Below are 22277 nucleotides of genomic sequence, written 5' to 3' on the forward strand. Positions count from 1 at the left end.
CGGGCTTTCTGCCGCCGAACCGGGCTATCCAAATCAACGTCATGCAGTCCACAAACCCAGAATGGCTTCAGTTGTCAAAATTTCAATCTGCTCCGAAAACCTCGGTGCCAGACGCGTCAGTACCATCTCATGTGCCATCATGTCGCCGCTCGCCAGAGCGTCGCTGGCGAGGATCACCCTGTAGCCGAGATCGACCGCGTCCAGTACACTCGCATACACGCAGACATCAGTCTCGACACCGGCGAACACAAGCGTATCGACGCCTTCGCTATCAAGACGATCGATAAAGCCGGGTGCTCCGAAGATCGAAAAGGTTTCCTTGTCGACGATTGACCCCTGCTGCGCGAGCGCAGCCAGCGGTGCAACGAGATCCAGCATCACCGGATCGAGTTCGTCCAGAGTTACCGTTTTCCAGCGCCGATAATAGGCTTGCCATCGGCCTTTCGCCTCCTCGGGACGTTGCGCGACGATGAAGCGGGCAAAGACCGTCCTTTCAGGCCGGGCCTCGGCAAGCCGCTGCACATTCGGCACGATGCCTGCGAGGGCTGGCGTAAACCAGGGTGTTTCCTCGGCGAAGAGCCGTTGCATGTCGATGACGACATGCAATGTGTTATGGGACAACGGCACCCTCGTCATCGTCAATCCATAACGCAGACGGTGTGTTCCGGCGACCAGTTCAGCGTCACGCTGTCACCTTCCTTGAGGACGGTGCCGTCTCGGTTCTGAACGAAGAGCTTCAGTGGCAGACCGTCTTTGGTCTCCAGAAGATAGGAGAGCACCGGTCCGGCGTAGATGACCGTGGTGATCCGCGCCGCGAGGCTGTTGCCTTCGGCATTTCCCGCCGAGATCGACATCTTCTCCGGGCGCACCGCGAGCGTCACTTTCGTGCTGTTGGCAGGCAGAGGGCTTGCGCTGCGCACCGTCGTGCCGTCGGAAAGCCGCACCGCACCGTTCTCGACGGTGCCGACAAGGAAGTTGGAATCGCCCAGAAATTCTGCGGCGAAACGCGTCAGCGGCTTCTCGTAGACAGTCTCGGGGGCGCCCATCTGCACGATACGGCCCTTGTCGAGAATGGCCACCTTGTCGGACAGCGTCAGAGCTTCTTCCTGATCGTGGGTAACGAAGATCGTCGTCAGACCACTCTCGCGCTGGATCCGCAGCAGTTCGACCTGCATCTCCTGCCGCAGCCTACGGTCGAGCGCGGACAGCGGCTCGTCAAGCAGCAGCACGCTCGGCTTGATGACAATGGCGCGCGCCAGCGCTACACGCTGCTGCTGGCCGCCCGAAAGCTGCTTTGGCATCCGGTTGCCAAAGCCCGGCAGGCGAACCATTTCGAGAGCACGATCGACTTCTTTGCGCGCGGCGGCACCCTTGATCCCGCGTCGCTCGAGGCCGAAGGCGACGTTCTGAGCAATCGTCATGTGCGGGAACAGCGCATAGGACTGGAACATCATGCCGATGTTGCGGCCCCATACGGGTATGTTGGTGACATCCCTGCTGCCGATGGTCACAACACCCAGATCGGGCTTGATGAAGCCTGCGATGATGCGCAGGAGCGTCGTCTTGCCGGAGCCTGAAGGCCCCAGAAGGCTGGTGAACGAGCCCTCTGGGAATTCGGTGGTGATATCGGCCAGAACCGGCGTGGTGCCGTAGGTCTTGGCGACGGAATTGACGTTAACGTTTGTCACGGGTGTCTCCGGGCTTGGCGAAGCGCGCGAAAATCAGGATCACGGTCATCGAGCCGAGCAGAAGTACGGTCGATATGGCGTTGATTTCAGGGGTGAAGCCCTTGCGGATCGAGGAGTAGATCTGAACCGGCAGCGTGGTGAAGCCGGGCGTTGCGAGGAAATAGGAAATCACGAACTGGTCGAGCGAGACCGCGAAGGCAAACAGGGCGGCGCCCAGGATGCTGGGGTAAAGCAGCGGCAGGGTGACGGAGAAGAACGCATGGACAGGGGTGGATCCCAGGCTCATGGCTGCCTCTTCGAGATCGGCCCGGATTGTCCGGAAGCCGGTTCCCACCACCAGGACCACATAGGGGATGGCGAGAGCAACGTGACCGATGATGATCGCGTGCATGCCGCGGCCGATACCGGTCCAGTAGAAGAAGATCAGCATCGCCGTGCCGGTGATCAGCCACGGAATGGCAATCGGCGGAAGCAGCATGATCTGCAGGAAGCTCTTGCCGCGGAACGTACCGCGCGACAGGGCAACGGATGCCATGGTGCCAAGTGTGGTTGCGATAACAGCCGTAATGACGGCGATGATGATGCTGTTCATGCCCGCGGTGAGAAGAATGCTGTTGTTCCAGAGCGCCTCGTACCAGCGGGTCGAGAAGCTGAAAGGCAATTCGTAGAGCGGCGAAGCGTTGAAGCCCATCGCCATCATCACGAGGATCGGCGTGTAGAGGAAGACCAGTACGGCGATCAGATAGAAACGACCAAGCGATGTCATTCGGTGTTCCCTCTTTTAAGCTGCCGTGCCGCGGCGCAGGACGCCGGAGAACGTGCCGAAGATTGCAAGCACGACGGCAAGCAGCGTGAAGGACAGCGAGGCGCCGAGCGGCCAGTTGAAGGCTTGCGTGAACTGGTCCTCGATGACGGTGCCCATGGTGACGCCGACGCGACCGCCCAGAATTCGTGGTTCCATGAAGGACCCGATGACCGGGATGAAGGTCAATACGGCACCTGAGATGAGGCCGGGCGCAGCCATTGGCACGAGAATCTTGAAGAGAATTGTCCACCACCGCGCACCAAGGCTGGCGGCCGCTTCGATGATCGCGTCATCGATCGTAACCAGCGCGATATAACAGGTGAGGATCATGTAAGGCAGATAACCATGTACCAGGCCGACAACGACTGCATAGCGCGTATAGAGGAAGCCGATCGATCCGGCATCCGGTAAGACCATGTGGAAGATGGTGTCGAGGAAACCGTTTTCGCGCAGCACCATTGTCCATGAGAAGATGCGGACAAGGCCGTTCGTCCAGAATGGCAGCAGGATGAGGATGAGCAGCATCTCACGCGTCTTGCCGAAGGTGGAACGAGCAAGCGCAACGGCTGCCAGGAAGCCGAGCACGGCGCAGGCAAAAGTCGTCCAGAAGCCGATTAGCAGCGACGTCACGGCAATGCCAAGCAGATAAGGTTGGTCGATGAAGGCACGATACTGCTTCAGGGTAAAGACGATCGGCGCCTTGCCCATTGGGGTTGCCGCCATGAAGCTGAAGACCAACATGGTCAGCAGCGGGAGAAAGACGGCAAGCGTCAGCCAGCCGTAGGTTGGCATCAGCAGTGCCGTCGTCGACACCCAGGACGGCAGGGGACGCCGCACGCGCGGACCCGAAGGTCCGCGCTCTGACGCCGATGTCAGATTGTCATTCTGCATAGAAGGCTTTCACTTCCTGCCACAGGTTGTTGAAGGCTTCACGACGGTCGTCCGGCAGAGCCGACATGATGCCCATGGTCTTCAGGTATTCCGGCTTGTGAACCTGGCGGCTCAGGTCGTCAGCCGGAAGCGTTGCAAGTGCCGCGGAGTTGGACGATGCCGGTGCACCGACCTTGGTGGCCCATTCGACATAGAAGGTTGGGTCGATCAGCCAGTTTGCGAAGGCCAGTGCGCCCTCGGCGTTGGGAGCCGACGCCGGAATGCCGAGACCATCGACCCAGCCGATGCCGCCTTCCTTGGGAACCACGAAATCGACAGGTAGCTTCGCATTGCGCTTTGAACGGACCGAGCCGCCCGACCAGAAGAGCGAAAGGTCGAATTCCTTGGCTGCAAAGGACTTGTTCCATTGGTCTTCCGTCGACCACAGTAGCTTGACGTTCGGCTTGATGGACTTCAACGCGTCGCGGATGGCACCGAGATCCTTCGGGTTATTCATGTCCTGACCGGTCATCAGGGCACCGGCGGCAACGCAGATAATCGCATCGTCGTCCATGGCAACGCGGCCCTTGTAGGCGGGATCCGCCAGAACCTTGTAGCTGTCTGGAACAGGCATGCCGTCGCGGATAGCGAGCGAAGTCATGCCCCAGACCCATGGCACCGCATAGCCCTTGCCTTCCTTCAGGAAGTTGGCGTTGGAGCGCAGATTTGCGTCGATCGTGGCAGCGTTCGGAACCTTGCTGAAATCAATCGGCTGCAGGAGGTCTTCTGCGGTTGCCTGCGCGCAGCGCGCGGCGTTGAGAACGACGAGATCATAGGCGCCCGGGTTGGTGCGCAGCTTGGTCAGCATTTCCGACTCGGAGCTGTAGTAGTCGTGGACGACCTGGATACCGGTCTTCTCGGCAAAGGCCTTGATCGACCAGGCTTCGTCAGTGCCGTAACCCTGCCAGTTTAGAACCGTGATCTTGCCGGCGGAAAAGGCTATGCGCGGCATGGCCGAGAAGGCAGCGCCGGCAATGACCGCTCCGGACATCAGCTTCAGCGTGTTGCGTCTTGTGATTTCAGTCATTTGGAACCCCTCTTGAAAATCCACTCTTGTCAACGGCCGCGGCGGAACTGGCGACCTCAGGCTTCACGCAAATAATCGGCAGTCCGCCTATTAAAAAGCGCGCCATATGATTTGTATGCAAACTAAATTGACGTGAGGCTGACGACTGGTCACACCCAATTGGAACGCACAGGTTCTCCCAGCGCCTTTCGGCGCAGTGTTAAATCCTAGCTATTCTATCAGGCATTGTCGTTATGAAGTTGCTATCGCGAGTGTGTCGCTCCCGATAGACAAATCCGTTCAACCCTCATGCTCTTCCGGCATTCTTTTTATTTGTATGCAAAGTAATATGGCTGATCGACGCCTGTCAAGTTCCATGAGGCGCCAATACCATTCACACTGTCAAAAAATAGACATCCAATTTCCGGCCGTGCGCGGCTCTTGCGATTTCGAGACGCGCGCCATCGGTACTCGCCTCAAACCGAGCATCCTGGCCATCGAGACGTACTGCCATGATGCGGTCTGGCTCGACATTCGGAAGGGCAATAAACCCGTCGCTGCCCGTTGGAGCGATGGTGCAGGAGAAACGCGCATCGGTGAAGGCGATCTGCTTGAATGATGCTTGCAGGTTCGTCTTCAGCGCAGTGCGGCCGTCCAGGCTCATTTCCAGCAGGCCATCGGCGATCGAGACCGAAAGCATTCCTGAAGGTGAAAGCATCGGCCCGACGGAAAGGTCAGTGCCGGCATTGCGAAGGGTCCAGCCGCTCCACGGGTCGAAGTCGATGATCTCACCGACAGCCATCAGCGGCAGCATGGCGGCCCAGATGTAGAAGGGATCCGTATCGCCCTGGTCCATCGCTTCGCCCGTCGTGGCGTTATAGTTCTCCGCCGCGATCCGGTCTTTGCTCCAGGACTTCATGAAGAGCTCGTAGCTCTGCCGCGCGAGCTTGCTTGCCTCCGCTGCAAAGCCATAGCGGCGCAGGCCGAGCCAGACCATGTAGTTGACGTTTGGCCATATGCGGCCACGCCAGTAGACATTGTCGGCAAAAGCGGGATCGTCACGCGTCGCGTTCGGCAGGACGTAGTCCCCGCCGAAGGTGGTTTCGTCGCTGAGGTGATGGAGTAATTTCTCAGCCTGCTCGGGCGTGGCTGCGCCACATAGCAGTGGATAGAAGCTGGTCGGCGAAAGCGACCGCACAAAGCCGCCCTGGCGCTGCCGGTTGGCAAAGATGTTGCGGCTTTCGTCCCACAGGTTTTCCGAGATTAACTTGCGGCAGCGTTCGGCGATGGCCGCGAATTCGCGGGCATCATCATCCTTGCCGAGAACCTCGGCCATCTTCGACAGCATCTCGGCATCAAGCGCCGCCGCACAATTCAGCCCGAGATCGAATGTCGACAGGGTGCGCGTGATGGGATCGTAGACGGCTTCGTCATGAGTGGCTGAATTATCCATGCCTGTTTCGTTGCGCGCGGCAAAGTGTGTGCCCTTGTAGAGGCCTTCGCCGACATCCGATGTGCCGCAGGACAGCAGGCCGAAAGCGTCGGGATCGCGGTTTTCGCGCCACCAACGCTGATTGCGGGCCAGCGCATCATAGCTTGCCGCCAGAAGCGAACGCTCGCCGGTGCGCTGATAAAGCTGCCAGGCAACGAGCGCGCCGTTTGGATGCTGGCTGCGGTCCACCCAGGCATCATTCGAGGTGACGATGCAGGCGATATTGCCCTGGGGGGTGGCGCTTGCCATCGCCGTTGCCATATTCTCGCGGGCGAGATCAGCGTCGAAGACACCGGCCAGCAGAGCGGCAAACAGCTGGTCATTGTACCAGACGGCGAATTTGCCAAGATTCCAGATGCGCGTCACAGCCGTATAGGGCCGGGAGTTGGTCTGATCCCAGATCGTGTTCCAGGCGACGACGTCGCGGATCGCGTCCAGGGATCCTTCGTAGGTACCATTATGGGCGGTGGGAGCGGTGCTCGGGTTGTCGGCCGCAAGGCAGGTCTGTGCCTTGAGAATCGCAAGTTCGGCGCTGTCTGCCACCGCGGCGGCATAGGCTCCCTGGCGCATCATTTCCAGATTGAAGCGGAGGGCGATCACTGGCGCCTCGTTTTTCCGGCTCGCAGTGTAGAAATATCCATTCGCCTCGAAATCGGCGCGCAGGTCATCGATCGTGTCATGGCCAGTCACATGCACCGGCGCCTCCGCCGTGGCGACGGCCACGAAGCGCGTGCCGATCTTGACGAGCGTGACGTTGCGACCAGCCTCGTGCGTGACCATCTCTCCGCTGTCAGCCGAAATCGCCAGGGTCAGCCAAAAGCGTAGTCCCCATTCACCACTCGCCTTGCCCTCCCAGCTTCCGCGAACCGCGAAGGGATCGGATTTCTCGGTTCTGAAGGCAATGGTGGTTCCGCTATGCTCCGTTTCCAGTTCGATCAGCGATCCGTCGATGGCATGGTGACCAAGCCGCACCGTGTCGCGTCGTGGCTCGATGGCCGATGTCGTGCGGCTGCGCGTGGAATAGAGAACGGTTGTGATGCGCACGCCGAGCGGCAGGAACACCATTTCCGCCGGTCTGTCAGACCAGCTGTTCCAGGCGCGCATCAGGGGAACGGTAGAATGTTTCAGCATGGTACTTGTTCCGGTCTGTTTTGCAGCGGTATGAGCAGGGGCGTGGCTGTCAGCCCGCTCTTGTCCGGGCCGCTGCCGAGATAGGGTGTGTTGTCGTAATAGCGGTTTGCCGCCGTGTTGGCGACGTGAAGCTCAAGTTCATGGCTGCCGACGGCAAGGCGGCCGAGGGCAAAGCGATAGGGCCGCCAGCCACGGCGTCCCACTTCGGTTCCATTGATATAAGCAGTGACCGCCGTATGAGCGGTTGGCAGTTCCAGCATCCAATCGGCGTCGGCTTCCGTTGTGAAGGAAAGCCGGTAGATGCCCGTACCGCTGAAGGCCGGAAAGCCTTGCTCTTCCCAGCCACTGTCAACGGAGATGGGCGCGAAAGCCTGATCTTTGCCGGGCGCGAATGTCCAGCCTTCCGCCAAGGTGATGAGCTGGCTTCGGTCAAGCGCCGGTCGGCTCGATAGTATGCTTGCCGCGACTGCCGCCTGTTCGTTCTGACGGAGACGGATGCAGCGAACTTCGTGCGGTTCCAACTCTACGGTCAGCTTGCGAACGGCGGCGAAGGCTTCGACAGACCCGTGTTCCGCGTCCCATATCGCATAATCGAAGCCATCTCCGAGTAGGATGTCAAAGCTGATATCATCTGCGCCATCGTTGAAAACGACAATCCTCCACCAGCCGTTAACATCATGACCGATCCATTGCCACGGCCTTTGGCCCGAAGTCTGCGGTCCATCGAGCGTCAGGGTCGACAGGAGGGCAGACACCATTTCGGCATTGGGCATCGCTGTGGTATGCGAGGTGACGCCAACCGAGCCGGAGGTTCTCTCGCCCGTGCAAACCGTGGAGACGGTTTCGCCCGAAGACCAGATCCGACCGCCGGTCTTCGTGAAAGCATCGAGCTTTTGAATCGTAACAGCCGTTTGCAGTACCGTCACCGAAGGCAGCACCACCGCGTCGAACGCGAGACCGGATGTAAGCAGACGTCCATCTTCTATAGCCGCGTTTGCGATATCCGCCTCGCTCACGAACATGAAATCGCAGCCCTGTGCCAGCAGCTGCTCGCACCAGGCGCCGATATGGGTGGCATGGCCATGGCGAGGCCCTTCCGCAAAGGCAGTGTAGAGAGGATAGAGAATAGCAATCGGCGCTCGCGGCTTCGCGGGTTCGATAAAGGCGGAAACGCGTGCGATCTCCTCGGCGAAGAGGTCGTGATAGGGCCACCACGGCTCGAAGTTGATGCCGGGCGCGAAGTCGAAGCGCGGATTGGTGAAGGGCGTCGGGTCGTTGTCGAGTCCATCGGTCTGGTAGACGCCGTGCCAGAGGAATTGCCGTGTGCCAAGGCAGGCAAGTCGGATCGCCTGGGCGCGCGATGCCTCCAGCGTCACCTCCCATTGGCCGGCAGCGCGCACTTCGGTGCGTTCGGCGCTGAAATAGGTCTCGACGACGCAGCGGCTGCGTCCGTTCGAGCGAGCGACGGAATCACCCATCTTGGGAGCCAACTGTGGCGTGTGATTGTTTGCGTCCACGGCCGTTTCGTGCCTGATGGCGTCGATGCCGAAGAAGTCCACCGCCGGCGCGACGCGCGGATCGATGCTTGTGAAGCCGCCATTGGGTGCCCATGAGCTGACATGAGGAAGGATCTCATGCCCCGTGAGGACGATCCCTTTTCCTTCCGCCCAACCCCTGAGCGTGCCGAAGAATGCCTCGTTCATCAGGGTGGAATAGGCTGCATGAAACAACGCACGCAGTCGCAAGGTTTCCGAACCAACGTTGCGCACCACCGCGAGAAGAGCGACGGCGAACGGCACGCCCGTCTTGGACAGGACACAGTCTTTCAGCGCAGGCGCAAACAGCAGGCTGTTGCCGAGATTTCCCGCCATCTGGTCCCAGCGATAGAAGCCGGGGGCCGGCTGATCGTAGAATACAGATCCAACGGGATCGGGCACGCGCTTGCCAAGCGCTGTGACGATGGGTTCGAGGCCAACGTCGATGAAACGCTGGGCTGCCTCCGACAGCAGGTAGTTGATGATCCGTGATGTCGCCGAGCGCGCGCTTATGAAGACCGTCAGCGTCCAGCCGAATGCGACCGCGCCATCATAGGAATAGCTGCAGGATGCATGATCAGAACCTGTGATGCCGACCTGCGATGCCACGTCGACGATCTGATCATACGCCTCAATTGGGCCGGAGGGATGCAGCACTACTGCCTCGACAGTCCATTCACACCATTCGATGCGCCCGCCTTCATATTGCCAAGCAATGATGTCGGCGCCCATCTTCAGTGTGAATGCCGGATGGATCCTGCTTATCGTGCCCTGCGTATCTGCCGAAGACGACCAGAACAGGTGCCGCTCGCGCAGTTCGTCACGCCCTTCGACAGCCCTGCCACCGGCATGGCCGCTGATCCAGTTATAGTCGTCATAAATGCCAAGCCTGAGCCCGAGTTGAGCCGCGATGTCGGCGGCCAGGCTGTAGGCTGACAGATAGTGCGGTGACAGGTACTGCTCGCGCGGCAGGGCGAGCCGCGCCTGGATAAGGATGGTCCCGATGCCCTTCGCCTGGAAATCGGCAAGCTGTGTCCGGCAGGTCGCCTCATCGGGAATGCTATGCCAGAACCAGTAGGCCGAAGGCCGAAATGCGGCAGTCGGGCGCTCAAAGAGAGGCCGACTTTCCATATCTGCAATGGCCGCTGTTTCAGGCAATGTGTGTTCCTCAATGTGCGGTGGCGGCAACGCGTTGCAATGCCGCCGATGCGTCGCTCCAGGCCGGCTTGTCCGGCGCGAAACGGGCACGCAGGTAGTTGGCGAGATCCTTCAGCTGCGTCTCGTTCAGCGTATCGCGGAATGCCGGCATGGACATGACTTCCGGCGCTTCGCGGCCGGTGGTTTCCGCAAGGATAGCCGGGGCTTCGACACCCCCGAGGATCGCCTGGATGAGATTATCGGGCGTATCTGCATGCAGATTGCTGTTCAGCGCCAGCGATGAGAGGACTGTGTTGCCGGCATGGCAGCTGGCGCAGGCGCCATTGAAGATGCGCTCGCCCTTGGGCGAAACCAGTCCCGCACTAACCTTTGCCGCCTCGCTGGCAGCAATCGCTGCCTGGCTCTGGGCCACGGCCTTCGAAGGGGTGCTGCCCTTATTCAGGCTGGCCAGATAATTTGCCATGGCGCGGATGTCCGAGTCCGGCAATGGCTGCATGGCCTCCACCACATGCGCCATCGGACCGGCGGCGCTGCCGTGGTCGCGCGAATGGCCCGTGCGCAGGTAGTCGTAGAAGGCATCTTCGGTCCAGCCAACCGGGCCCTTGGCCATCGCGTTGAGCGCGGGCGCCGCCCAGCCATCGGCAAAGCCGCCCGAGAGATGGGCGCGTCCGGTCTTTTCAGCACCCAGTGCATTACGTTCCGTGTGACAGGCGGAACAGTGGCCGAGCGTCTCGACAAGATAGGCGCCCCTGTTCCAGGTGGCGTTGCGCGTCTGGTCGTAGGTCATGGGCGCCGACTTCAGGAACAGCGCATTCCACCCTGCCATCATCATGCGGATGCTGTAGGGAAACTTCAGTTTTGTCTCCGGCGCCTTTTCGGCTACTGCCGTTTGCGTCATCATGTAGGCGTAGAGCGCCTGCAGGTCCGCATCTTCAGCGCCAGCGAACGATGTATAGGGATGCGCCGGATAGAGGTGGTGGCCATCGCGGCTGACCCCTTCACGCATGGCTCGCTCGAAAGCGGTGTAGGACCAGGCGCCGATGCCGTTTTTCACGTCCGGCGTGATATTGGTGGCATAGATCGTGCCGAATGCCGTGTCGAAGCGCCGGCCGCCGGCGAAGGGCGTGCCGTCATTGCCGACATGGCAGACATTGCAGGCGCCCGCCGCAGCGGCCAGGCGGCCGCGCTCGATCGTCGCTGCGCTGTAGACATTCACGTCCGGCCGCTCGATCGTGGCGATCGCCGGCCGCCATGGAGATGCCATCGTAACAAGCCCTGAAATTGCGGCCGCGACGCCGGCAGCCGAGATGCCGATATTCCACCACCGCTTCCTTTTCGCGGGCGGTGCCGGAGGCGGCGTGGATGTATCGCCCTTCAGCGCCGCCAGCACCATTTCCGGCGTCAGCGGCAGTTCGCGGAAGCGTATGCCGGTTGCATCATAGACCGCATTGGCGATGGCCGATGCGCTCGGGACGGAAGCGGATTCACCGACGCCGAGCGGCGGCTCGTCCTGCCTTGGAACCATCAGAACGTCGATATCGGGCAATTCGGGGAAGGTGATGAGCGGATAGCCGCCCCATTCCTTCGAGGTGACGGCGGTGGAGGAAAACTCGACGCGCTCCTTCAGTACCCGGCTGGTGGACTGGATGACGTTGCCGTGGATCTGATGCCGCACGCCGTCGGGATTGATCATCATCCCGGAATCCTGTGCGCAGGTCACCTTCGTTACGGCGATCTCGCCGGTCTTGGTGTTGACGGCGACATCGGCCACCCAAGCGGCCCAAGCGGCAGCCTTACCCGGAAACGGCCCGTGGATATAGACGGCATAGGCGAAGCCGCGGCCGTAAAGCAGGTCGCCTTCGCCGCCAAGCGTGCCCCATTTCGTGTGGGGCACCCAGTTCGCCCGCTCCGCCAGGGCGTGCACCAGGTCCACGGCGCGGGGATCGTGAAGGTATCGCAGCCGGTATTCGATCGGATCGACGCCGGCCGCGGCCGCCAGCTCGTCAATATAGCATTCATGCGCGAAGGTGTTCGGCATCGCGGAAACACCGCGGAACCAAGAGGCGCGGGCAATCGGCGGCATGTCGTGGACGGTGACCCGGAGATTGCCATAGGCATAGGGCGGGATCGCCGTGCGGTCGCCCATCTGCACCACGTCGGACACCGGCGGGACCTTGCCGGTCAGGATCAGCGATAATGTCGGTGCGAGATTGGACGGATAGCGCGTCTCGAAATCATAGGCCGAAGGACCGCCCTCAAGATCGAGGCCGCCGCGCACGTCGATGATCTGGGCGGCGCCCTTGGGCTCCCAGGCATGCTCCTGCTCCCGCGTGAGCTGCACGCGCACCGGCGCGCGCACGGCGCGCGACAGAAGCGCAGCATCGGCTGTCACATCATCGGCGCAGTTGCGGCCATAGCAGCCGGCGGCTTCCAGGCGCTCCACGAGAATCATGTCCTCAGGCATGTCGAGAAGGAGTGCCAAGTCGCGACGCATGGGGAAGGGGTTCTGCGTGCCCGACCAGACGGTCAGCCCGGTCTCGTTGTAATCGGCCACGGCGCAGGACGGCCCGATCGAGCCGTGCATCTGATAGGGCCAGACATAGGTGCGGTTCATCGGCGCGGCACTGCCGGCGAGCGCCATCTCGACATTGCCGCGATCGATCAGCTTGCGCGGCGTGGCGGGATTGGCACGCAGCGCCATCTCCGGCGCATTCAGATCCGGCCGCTGCGGAGGTTCTCGCCACAAGACCTTCAGCGCCTTTGCAGCTTCGATGGCGATTTCCTCGCGCGTTGCGACAACGCCAACGAAATCACCGATGGCTACGACGCCGACAACACCATCGATATGGGCGATCGACCCTTCATCGATGGATATAAGGCTGTTGCCGACGTTCTCGCCGTGATCAAAGCCGGCATAGAGCGGCCGGATGACCCTGCCATGCAACATACCCGGCACGCGCACGTCATGCACATACGTCCATTGACCGGTTGCCTTGGCCGGGATGTCGACGCGCGGTCGCGAAGAGCCGACGATGCGGTAAGCAGACGCGGGCTTCAGCTCCGCACTGGCGTCGATCGACAGGCGCACATGCTCTCCCGCGACGAGTTCGCCGAAGGTGAAGCTCCAGTTCGCTCCGTTGCCGGCGCGGATGACGCCGTCTTCAAGGACGAGGTGCTCGACCGCGGTGCCCTTCAGGGCGGCGGCCTTTGCCATGAGGTGGTGACGCGCCGTGGCGGCCGCCTGCCGGAGTGGCACGGCGGTGATCTGGATCGTCTCGCTGGCGATGGTGGCGCCCTGGTTGGGGGCTGCGGAAGTCGCGCCCAACACCATTTCCACATGCTCGAAAGGAACATGCAGTTCCTCGGCGACGATCTGCGCCAGCGATGTACGGATGCCGGTTCCAAGATCGACATGCCCGTTGAATGCCTTGACGCGACCGTCACTATCGATGGCGATGTAGAGCTCGGCTGCATCGCCCAGCGATGCATCGGAGACGATCAGTAGGATGTCCGATGTGGCGAGGTAGGTAGCCTTCGGCGTTTCGCGGTGGATGCTCATGGCGAAACCTCGATCCTGTCTTCCGTTCCCGAGCCGGCGGACTTTTCAGCCTTCGTATAGGCGATGGCGCGGCGTGCTGCGGCAAGTATTTCCATATGCGTGCCACAGCGGCAGAGATGATGCCGGAGCGCCGCGCGAATATCGCTCTCGTCAGGCTCCGCCTTGGCTGCCAGCAGGCCGACGATGGCGATGATCATGCCGTTCAGACAGTAGCCGCACTGCGCTGCGGCCTCTTCGATGAAGGCGCGCTGGACGATATGCAGATGGCCGGGCTTTCCCAGGCCTTCAAGCGTCGTGACCTTGCGGTCGCCGATTGCCTTCAGCGGCACGCTGCACGAGCGCACGGGCCGGCCGTCGACAAGGACCGCACAGGCCCCGCATTCGCCGAGGCCGCACCCGTACTTCGGTCCGTTGAGGCAGAGATCGTTTCTGAGGATGTAAAGGAGTGGCGTTGCGCCGCCGGCTTCGATGTCGCTGACAGTGCCGTTGACATTCAAGCTGAAAGAGGCAGCCTCTTTCAAAAGCCTCGCTCCACTGCGCGGTCACCGGCCAAAGTGAGGCCGCCGATACTCAAATACGCCATTATGCTGAAGGCCTCTTGCTGATGCCTGCAATTCATAATGACGCGATTGCAGATCACGTCATGCATTTGCTGTTCCTTGCTCATTTATAAAGCGTATGCACTTTATATGACCGTTTCTCCATGCGCATGCATGTGCCGGCAATAGCGACGATAATCATATTTCTCGGAAAAGCCAGAAGGAATTTTTGCAAAAGTGCAAATGCTGTACTTGCTATTTATAGCGTATGCGCTACAAAATTTGTCATGCTTCCAATTCCAGTTTACGCGTCTAGGTGACGCGAGAAGGGTCGGCCATGTCCAGCAGCAAGGAAAGAATCGCGATTATTGGCGCCGGCCTCGGCGGCGCCGTGGCCGGGGCGCTGCTCCAGCATGCCGGCTTCGACGTGAATGTCTATGAACAGGCGCCGAGCTTTTCGCGGCTGGGTGCCGGCATCCATATGGGGCCGAATGTCATCAAGATCTTTGAGCGCATCGGCGTTGCGGAAAAAGTTGTCAGCATCAGCAGCACGCCCAGCCACTGGTTCAGCCGTGATGGCATCAGTGGCGACTATCGGTCCCGTATTCCGCTCGAAGGTTACGGCGCGACCTACTGCACCGTGCACCGCGGTGATCTTCAGGGTATCCAGTGTGATGCGCTGCAGCCGGGAACGCTGCATTTCGGCAAGAAGCTGACCCGTATCGATGACAACGGCACCGATGTTCTCATTGAGTTCGAAGACGGCACGTCTGTGAGGGCGGATATCGTGATCGGCGCCGACGGCATCAATTCACGCGTCCGCGAAACGCTGCTGGGTGCGGAGAAGCCAAACTACAGCGGCTGGGTGGGCCATCGTGCGCTAATTTCGTCCGACAAGCTGCGGAAATACAACCTGACCTTCGAAGATTGCGTCAAGTGGTGGGGTCCGGACCGCCACATGATGGTGTACTACACGACGGCCCGTCGCGATGAATATTACTACGTCACCGGCGTACCTCATCCGGCCTGGGAATTCGATACCGCATTCGTACCCAGCAGTCGCGAGGAAATGGCCTCCGAGTTCGAGGGTTATCATCCCATCATCCAGGCGTTGATCGAAAGCACGGACGAGGTCACCAAGTGGCCACTGTTCAATCGCAACCCGCTGCCTCTTTGGAGTAGCGGCCGACTTGTCCTGCTGGGCGATGCCTGCCATCCGATGAAGCCGCACATGGCGCAGGGTGCGGCCATGGCCATCGAAGATGCCGCCATGTTGACGCGCTGCCTCCAGGAGACCGGGGTCAACGATTTCGCCACCGCATTCGGCCTTTACGAAGCCAATCGCCGTGATCGCGCAACCCGCGTGCAGAGCGTTTCCAACGCGAACACCTTCCTGCTCGATCAGGAAGATCCATCATGGGTCTACGGCTATGACGTCTATGCCGAACCGCTGCGCTCGGAGAATGCAGCATGAGCAGCCGGTTCCTCCATGGTGCGAACGTCTTCGCCAACGGCATCCGCCAGCACTATCTGCGCTATGGCGGCAAGGGGCCGGTGGTCATTCTGGTTCCTGGCATAACATCGCCGGCAATCACCTGGGGTTTCGTTGCCGAAAGCCTGTCGCTGCGCCATGACGTTTACGTTCTTGACGTCCGCGGCCGTGGTCTTTCGTCGACGGGCCCAGACCTCGACTACGGCCTCGATGCGATGGCCGATGATGTGATCGACTTCGCCAGCGAGCTTGGACTGAGACAGCCCGCAATTCTTGGCCATTCCATGGGTGCGCGCATCGCGATGCGGGCGTCCAACCGCGCGCCCGGTTCCTTCAGCCGTCTGGGGCTGATCGATCCGCCGGTTTCCGGTCCCGGACGTCGCCCGTATCCGAGTAAGCTGCCGTGGTATACGGATTCGATCGCACTGGCCGAGAAGGGAATGGATGCCGAGGCGATGAGGGCGTTCTGCCCGACCTGGACCGAAGAGCAATTGCAGCTGCGCGCCGAATGGCTCCATACCTGCTATGCGCCTGGGATCGTCAAGGCGTTCAACGATTTCCACGACATCGACATCTTGCCTGATTTCGCCACCCTGACCGTTCCTGCGATGCTGATGGTCGCGGGCCGCGGCGGCGTGATCCAGGCAGCCGACGAAGAAGAGATCAAGGGTCTCAATCCCGCGCTGCAGATCGTCCGCGTGCCAGACGCCGGTCACATGATCCCGTGGGATGACTTCGACGGCTTCTTCCTGGCGCTCGGCGACTTCCTGTCCCGCTGATTGTGGTGGCGGAGTGTTTTTGCTTCGCCGCTTGCCTGTTTTTGCCTTCCATGCAGCAAAGGATTTCATCCGTGCAGAAATATTACCGTATCGGCCAGATCGTTCCGAGTTCCAACACCACGATGGAAACCGAAATTCCGGCCATGCTGACCGCCCGCCAGTCCATCCGGCCCGAGCGCTTCACGTTCCATTCAAGCCGCATGCGGATGAAGAAGGTCGTCAAGGAAGAGCTGGCGGCGATGGATGCGGAATCGGACCGCTGCGCCGTCGAGCTTTCGGATGCCCGCGTCGATGTGCTGGGTTATGCCTGCCTTGTCGCCATCATGGCGATGGGGCTCGGTTATCACCGCCAGTCGGAAAAGCGCCTAACGGGGCGCACGCAGGAAAACAGCGCGAACATTCCAGTCGTTACCAGCGCAGGTGCTCTGATCGAGGGCCTAAAGGTGATGAATGCAAGGAAGATTGCCGTCGTTGCGCCCTATATGAAGCCGCTCACGGAGCTCGTGGTCGATTATATCCGCGAAGAGGGCTTCGAGGTCATGGACTGGCGCGCGCTGGAAATCCCCGACAATCTCGATGTCGCCCGACACGACCCGGAAAATCTTCCGGCCATCGTCCAGACGCTAGATCTTAGCGATGTCGATGTGATTGTCCTTTCGGCCTGCGTCCAGATGCCTTCGCTGCCTGTTATTGCGAAGGTCGAAGCCATGACCGGCAAGCCTGTGCTGACCGCCGCTGTTGCCACGACCTATTGCATGCTGAAATCGCTCGGGTTGGAAGTCGTTGTGCCGGGCGCCGGCGCGCTTCTGTCCGGCGCCTACTAAGGGAGACGACAATGCAAACCGCCGAAGCCAATTATCAGGGTGTCTGGGGCAACCGCATCGGCTTCGGCCAGCGGCCAGCGCTCGTCGTCATCGATTTTCTCAAGGCGTACACGATCGAAGGAGCGCCGCTCTATGCACCCGGCGTCGTCGAGGCGGTGGCACAAACACCGGCGCTCATCGCCTCCGCCCGGGCTTCAGGCATCCCCGTGATCCACACACGCATTCTCTATCTTGCGGAAAACTGCGCCGATGGCGGCATGTGGGTCAAGAAATCGCCAGTCATGAAGGCCATGGTCGAAGGCAATGTGCTGGCCGAATTCTGCGAGGGCGTGGAGCCGGAGGCGGGCGAGCTTGTCATCGTCAAACAATATGCCAGCGCCTTTTTTGGTACCAGCCTTGCTTCCCACCTGCATGCGCAGGGCATTGATACCGTCATCATGGCAGGATGCTCGACGAGCGGCTGCATCCGCGCCAGCGCGGTCGATGCCGTGCAACATGGGTTTCGGGCCATTGTCGTGCGTGATTGCGTCGGCGATCGCCATCCGGATCCGCACAATGCCAATCTTTTCGACATCGATAGCAAGTATGGCGACGTCGTTTCACGGGAGGAGGCGATTACCGAAATCGCCAAAGTCAAGCCCAACAGTCCGTAACCGCAAGAGCAGCTGAGCCTTCAACCAACAAGGGGAACGAGCATGGATCAATTTAGCTTCACGGAAATCTGCCTGCATCAGCTGAAGATGTCGGGCGTCCACGAGGGCGAAAAGCTTATCGTCCTGACACAGGGTAACGAGCGGCTGGACTATGCTGACGCCTTCATGGCGGCGGGCCTGCGTCTCGGCGCCAAGATGTATCACATGCGTTTGCCGCCCGTGCCGCCGGCGGGTGCATGGGCGGTCGGCCAAACGGGCCTCGCCTCCATGCCGGAAGCTGTTGAAGCTCTCAAGGCCGCCGACATGCTGATCGACTGCATCTTCCTGCTCTTCAGCCCGGAGCAGATGGCGATCCAGGCAGCCGGAACGCGCATTCTGACTGCTGTCGAACCGCCGGAAGTTCTCGCCCGCATGCTGCCGACGAAGGAACTGCGTGAGCGCGTCGAGTTCGCTGGTGAACTGCTCTCCAAGGCAAAGGTCATGCGGATCACCTCGCCACACGGTACCGACGTCATCTATAAGCTCAACACCTATCCTGCCATCACCGAATATGCATGCACCGACGAGCCGGGCCGCTGGGACCACTGGCCGTCCGGCTTCGTCTTCACCGGCGGTGACGATGATGGCGTCGATGGCACAATCGTCGTTGCACCGGGCGATATCCTGCTGCCGCAGAACATCTACGTTCGCGACCCGATCACCTACACGATCGAAAAGGGCTGGATCACCGACATCAGAGGCGGGCTCGATGCAGACCTGGTCAAGTCCTACATGGAAGGCTTCAACGATCCGCGCGGCATGGGCATGAGCCATGTCGGCTGGGGCCTCAACCAGAACGCCAAGTGGCATCGCATGGTGCCGGGAGAGTTCCCGGGCGGAATGGGCATGGAAGCTCGCTCTTTCTACGGCAACGTCATGTTCTCCACCGGCCCGAACAACGAGCTCGGCGGCCCGAACGACACTGCCTGCCATCTGGATATTCCGATGCGCGGTTGTTCGCTGTTCCTGGATGATGAGCCGATGGTGCTCAATGGCAATGTCGCCGTGAAGGAAATGCAGGCAAAGTTCAGCTGATAGAGGCGCCGGGTTTCCGGCATATTCAGTCAATCCTAACGTTCCGGTCGCGCGACCGGAACGGATGAGTTCGTGCGTCAATTCACTGGCGCCAAGGTGGCGAAGATCACCGCTTCGACCGTAATCCCAAACAAAATGGAACGAGGGGTAACATGCAGACTCCAATCACCGTGGAACAAGGTATCAGGACGGCCGGCGTCGGCAGCTTCCAGAAGCGTCTGTTTATCATTTTCGGGCTTGTCTGGGCCGCTGATGCCATGCAAGTGTTGGCAATCGGCTTCACCGCGCCTTCAATCGCCGCAAGCTTCGGCATCACCGTTCCACAGGCACTCCAGACCGGTACGTTTTTCTTTCTCGGCATGCTCATCGGCGCGTTCACTTTTGGTCGCCTTGCCGACCGGATCGGCCGTCGGCCGGTGTTGTTCATCGCAATCATTCTCGATGCGATCTGTGGTGTGGCGTCGGCTTTTGCCCCTGATCTCAACTGGCTGCTCGTCGCGCGCTTCGTGACAGGTCTCGGTGTGGGTGGAACGCTTCCGGTTGACTATGCCATGATGGCCGAGTTTCTTCCGTCGGACCGACGCGGTCGCTGGCTCGTGCTGCTCGAAGGCTTCTGGGCTGTCGGAACTGTGGCACTGGCGCTTCTCGCACTGGTCGCCGGTTCGCAGGGCGGAGAGCCCTGGCGCACGATCTTCTTCGTGACCGGTTTGCCGGCGCTTGTCGGTGTTGTCCTGCGCTTTTACGTGCCGGAGTCACCACTCTATCTCAACCAACAGGGAAAATCGGAAGAGGCGCGCAAGGTTCTTCAGCGTGTCGCCGCCGCCAACGGCAACGTCGTCGAGATCGCACCGCTGACGCCGCAGGCGCCACAGCGCAAGTCGATTGCCGCGCTGCTGTCACCGGAGCTTCGGCGCCGGACAATCTTCCTGATGCTGGCATGGATGCTGATCTCGGTTTCCTACTATGGCGTATTTGTCTACCTGCCGGTACGGCTGGCAGGAGAAGGCTTCGGCTTCATGCGCGGTCAGTTGTTTCTCCTCGTGCTGGCGATCGCCCAGCTTCCGGGCTACGCGCTGGCGGCTTACGGCGTCGAGAAATGGGGACGCAAGCCGACCCTGATCGGTTTCCTGATCCTGAGCGCCATCGGCACATTAGGGTATGGGCTGGGCCAGTCGGTCGAGATCGTCATCTCCGCAACGCTGCTGCTCAGCTTTGCGCTGCTCGGCACCTGGGGCGCGATCTACGCCTTCACGCCGGAAATCTATCCGACGACGCTTCGCGCCAGTGGCATGGGCTTGTCCGGGTCCGTCGCCCGTTTCGGCGGGCTTCTGGCGCCGTCTATTGTCGCGCCGGTCATGACCTCGAATTTTGGACTGGCGCTCGGTGTTATCTCCGGTCTTCTGTTGCTTGCGGCAGTCAGCGTAGCCTTCATCAATGCTGAATCCAGGAACATGGCTCTGGAATAAAAACAGCAGCCCCCGTGGTCGGCCCCATGCCGTTCGCGGGGATTCCTCAGGAAGCGATCGCTCATCCGCCTCTCCTGCGTGTCACGGTGCGATTCGGCCCGCTTGCGATTTGTTGGATTTTGGAGGATTAGAAGCGTCAATAGGAGCGGACGACGCGAGCATGGTAGACGATAGCGACATCGGAGAGGCGGACCCGCGGGCGGGCTATCAGGTGACCGAGCAGGTTGGACATCTGTTGCGCAAGGCCTATCAGCGGCATCTAGCGATTTTCCAGGAAAATGCCAGCGATCCTGACCTGACCTCCGTGCAGTTTGTCACCCTTTGTACGCTTCACGACCGTGGCCCGAGTTCGCAGGCTGAGCTGGTGAAGGCAACCTCGGTTGATCAGGCAACTATTCGCGGCATCGTGGAGCGTCTCAAGGCGCGTGGTCTCATCAATCTCTCCAAGGATGCAGCCGATGGCCGCAAGGTTATCATCTCGCTGCTGGCGAAGGGAGAAGCAGTCCTGCGCTCCATGTATCCAAACGCGCATATCATTAGCGAAAAGACGATGGGACGGCTTAACCCTGCCGAACGGGTCGCGCTACTGTTCCTGTTGAAAAAGATCACGGAAGATGAACCGAGCGAGGAATGAGATGCCGCCATGTCGTATCGCCAGCAACGAGATGATAACCAACAGCTCATGTCGGCGATCTCGTTGTAACCGGTGGCAAGCTGGTTCAAGGGGCGGCGTTGCGCAATCATCGATCACCTTTCGCAGATCATGCCACAGCAGAGGCGAAGCCCTTTCATCGCAGCCAGTTCGACAGAAATCGCGTTTCAGAATCTAGCGTGATTTCTAACGCTGCGCATGGCGAATTTGTATTGCGCGAAGGGGCCAATCGATATTGCCCTCGGGCACTTGCGGTCGGGTTGGCTCTGTTCAACAACGGCCTCAGCGTCGAATGTTAAGCTTTTCGGCCATAAAGAAGGGTCACGCCATATGACGCCCTCTGCGTGTTGGACCGCATCAGGTAGCGAGTTGGAGCCGCCTTTCAGAACCCATTGATGTGTTTGAACGATGCGCCATAGGTCCGCATCGATTTCATTTCTGAGCCTAAGCTGGGGATAAATATCAATAGATAACAATAGTTGATAATTTCGTACTCCTGGCCCATATTTAGAACAGGAGGGAATTGCCATGGCAAGTTTCGCACTCAATGAACACTACGAGCGCTTTATCAAAAAGCAGCTTGAATCCGGTCGCTATAATAACGCAAGTGAAGTTGTGCGCGCGGGCCTGAGATTACTAGAAGATCAGGAAGACGCCCGCGAACGCTGGCTGACTCGGGAAATCCCGAGCCGCTATGCAGATCTGAAGCGCGACCCGTCCACCGGCGTGACTCTGGATGAGGCTTTTGACCAGTTGGAAGCTGAGCATCGGGCCCAACTGGCGAAAGCCAAGTAGAGTATGAAATATAAAATTGTCCTACATAAGCAGGCGCAGGCTGAGCTGCGTGACCTGTACCGGGATCTCGCCGGCGTTGAGAGGGCTGGACCTACGCTTGCTTGGAGCTATGTCAACGGCATCCGGCAATTTATCGAGGAGCTTGCGACGTTTCCCAAACGCGGCACCGTGAGAGACAACCTCATCCCCGGTCTTCGGATTATTGGTTATCGTCGGAGCGTGAGTATCGCCTTTGTTGTCGAGGAGACCGAGGTGCTGGTGTTGGGAATCTTCTATGCTGGACGGGACATCACGACCGAGATCCTCGAGGAACGCCTATAGGCAATTTGTCCCACTACTCGGGCGGAAGGAGAGTGCGAGGTGAGGCAAAGGACGTTTCTCACTCTGGTACTGGTGGTCGAGTAGGCAGAGCTGCAAAAACTTAGCCGCACCTGTCGTGAGCGCGTAATGGCAAGTTCTGCCGGCAGAGCCTTGTTTACGATCTCACGATTGGAGAAGCAGCAATGACGCAGGTTCGTCTGGCGAAATATCTCGCACGCTTCGACTTCCGATTTGAGGACGCTAAACAGCGGTGACGACAGTAGGTTCCGCGGTGTCTCTTTCCAAAGTGTCGAAAGAATTGGTTTTAGGTCGCTCTGACAAAAACCTAACCTTCTCAAAGAAGCCCGAGTTTATGGGTTGTTTCAAACGCCGGGCCGA

General features: G+C 60.1%; 18 protein-coding genes. 9 read left to right on the forward strand and 9 right to left on the reverse strand.

Annotated elements, in window-relative coordinates; genetic code table 11:
* Positions 1-39 precede the first annotated feature (39 nt).
* The 9 genes from ACYJRZ_RS14040 to ACYJRZ_RS14080 form a co-directional block, all read right to left on the reverse strand.
* Positions 40-636, reverse strand: coding sequence for a cysteine hydrolase family protein (locus ACYJRZ_RS14040; protein ID WP_459459664.1), 597 nt, complete (start codon positions 634-636; stop codon positions 40-42).
* A 2-nt stretch (positions 637-638) separates the two neighbouring features.
* Complete coding sequence (locus tag ACYJRZ_RS14045) at positions 639-1688, reverse strand: ABC transporter ATP-binding protein (RefSeq protein WP_459459666.1); 1050 nt, start codon at positions 1686-1688, stop codon at positions 639-641.
* Positions 1675-2454 carry an ABC transporter permease gene (locus ACYJRZ_RS14050; RefSeq protein ID WP_459459668.1) on the reverse strand — a complete coding sequence of 260 codons (780 nt, stop codon included), beginning with the start codon at positions 2452-2454 and terminating at the stop codon, positions 1675-1677. The genes ACYJRZ_RS14045 and ACYJRZ_RS14050 overlap by 14 nt, the downstream gene beginning before the upstream one ends.
* A gap of 15 nt (positions 2455-2469) precedes the next feature.
* Positions 2470-3384 carry an ABC transporter permease gene (locus tag ACYJRZ_RS14055; protein WP_459459670.1) on the reverse strand — a complete coding sequence of 305 codons (915 nt, stop codon included), beginning with the start codon at positions 3382-3384 and terminating at the stop codon, positions 2470-2472.
* The gene (locus ACYJRZ_RS14060; RefSeq protein ID WP_459459672.1) at positions 3374-4450 is read right to left on the reverse strand and encodes an ABC transporter substrate-binding protein; all 1077 of its coding nucleotides are present in this window, start codon (positions 4448-4450) and stop codon (positions 3374-3376) included. The genes ACYJRZ_RS14055 and ACYJRZ_RS14060 overlap by 11 nt, the downstream gene beginning before the upstream one ends.
* A 373-nt stretch (positions 4451-4823) precedes the next feature.
* Entirely contained in the window at positions 4824-7052 is a 2229-nt protein-coding gene (locus tag ACYJRZ_RS14065) for an MGH1-like glycoside hydrolase domain-containing protein (protein WP_459459674.1), read from the reverse strand.
* Positions 7046-9718 carry a carbohydrate-binding protein gene (locus tag ACYJRZ_RS14070; protein ID WP_459460578.1) on the reverse strand — a complete coding sequence of 891 codons (2673 nt, stop codon included), beginning with the start codon at positions 9716-9718 and terminating at the stop codon, positions 7046-7048. The genes ACYJRZ_RS14065 and ACYJRZ_RS14070 overlap by 7 nt, the downstream gene beginning before the upstream one ends.
* A 37-nt stretch (positions 9719-9755) precedes the next feature.
* A complete protein-coding gene (locus ACYJRZ_RS14075) occupies positions 9756-13304 on the reverse strand; it encodes a molybdopterin cofactor-binding domain-containing protein (RefSeq protein ID WP_459459676.1) in 3549 nt (1182 codons plus the stop codon).
* Positions 13301-13825, reverse strand: a complete 525-nt coding sequence (locus ACYJRZ_RS14080; protein WP_459459677.1) for a (2Fe-2S)-binding protein — start codon at positions 13823-13825, stop codon at positions 13301-13303. The genes ACYJRZ_RS14075 and ACYJRZ_RS14080 overlap by 4 nt, the downstream gene beginning before the upstream one ends.
* A 355-nt stretch (positions 13826-14180) precedes the next feature.
* Between ACYJRZ_RS14080 and ACYJRZ_RS14085 the strand changes: the two genes are divergently transcribed.
* From ACYJRZ_RS14085 to ACYJRZ_RS14125, 9 genes are all read left to right on the forward strand, one after another.
* Positions 14181-15317 carry an FAD-dependent monooxygenase gene (locus ACYJRZ_RS14085; RefSeq protein ID WP_459459679.1) on the forward strand — a complete coding sequence of 379 codons (1137 nt, stop codon included), beginning with the start codon at positions 14181-14183 and terminating at the stop codon, positions 15315-15317.
* Positions 15314-16114 carry an alpha/beta fold hydrolase gene (locus ACYJRZ_RS14090; protein ID WP_459459681.1) on the forward strand — a complete coding sequence of 267 codons (801 nt, stop codon included), beginning with the start codon at positions 15314-15316 and terminating at the stop codon, positions 16112-16114. Before ACYJRZ_RS14085 ends, ACYJRZ_RS14090 begins: the two co-directional genes overlap by 4 nt.
* Positions 16115-16185: 71 nt before the next feature.
* Positions 16186-16938: a maleate cis-trans isomerase family protein gene (locus ACYJRZ_RS14095; protein ID WP_459459683.1), complete on the forward strand. Its 753-nt coding sequence runs from the start codon at positions 16186-16188 to the stop codon at positions 16936-16938.
* Between the two features lie 11 nt (positions 16939-16949).
* Entirely contained in the window at positions 16950-17591 is a 642-nt protein-coding gene (locus ACYJRZ_RS14100) for an N-carbamoylsarcosine amidohydrolase (protein ID WP_459459685.1), read from the forward strand.
* A 42-nt stretch (positions 17592-17633) separates the two neighbouring features.
* Positions 17634-18665: a M29 family metallopeptidase gene (locus ACYJRZ_RS14105; RefSeq protein WP_459459687.1), complete on the forward strand. Its 1032-nt coding sequence runs from the start codon at positions 17634-17636 to the stop codon at positions 18663-18665.
* A gap of 152 nt (positions 18666-18817) precedes the next feature.
* A complete protein-coding gene (locus ACYJRZ_RS14110; protein ID WP_459459689.1) occupies positions 18818-20131 on the forward strand; it encodes an MFS transporter in 1314 nt (437 codons plus the stop codon).
* Positions 20132-20291: 160 nt separating this feature from the next.
* Positions 20292-20765, forward strand: coding sequence for a MarR family winged helix-turn-helix transcriptional regulator (locus ACYJRZ_RS14115; protein ID WP_459459691.1), 474 nt, complete (start codon positions 20292-20294; stop codon positions 20763-20765).
* Positions 20766-21311: 546 nt separating this feature from the next.
* Positions 21312-21578 carry a type II toxin-antitoxin system ParD family antitoxin gene (locus ACYJRZ_RS14120; RefSeq protein WP_113409294.1) on the forward strand — a complete coding sequence of 89 codons (267 nt, stop codon included), beginning with the start codon at positions 21312-21314 and terminating at the stop codon, positions 21576-21578.
* Between the two features lie 3 nt (positions 21579-21581).
* Positions 21582-21899, forward strand: coding sequence for a type II toxin-antitoxin system RelE/ParE family toxin (locus ACYJRZ_RS14125; RefSeq protein ID WP_459459693.1), 318 nt, complete (start codon positions 21582-21584; stop codon positions 21897-21899).
* Positions 21900-22277: the final 378 nt, after the last annotated feature.

It is taken from the genome of Rhizobium sp. No.120, from assembly GCF_054558365.1.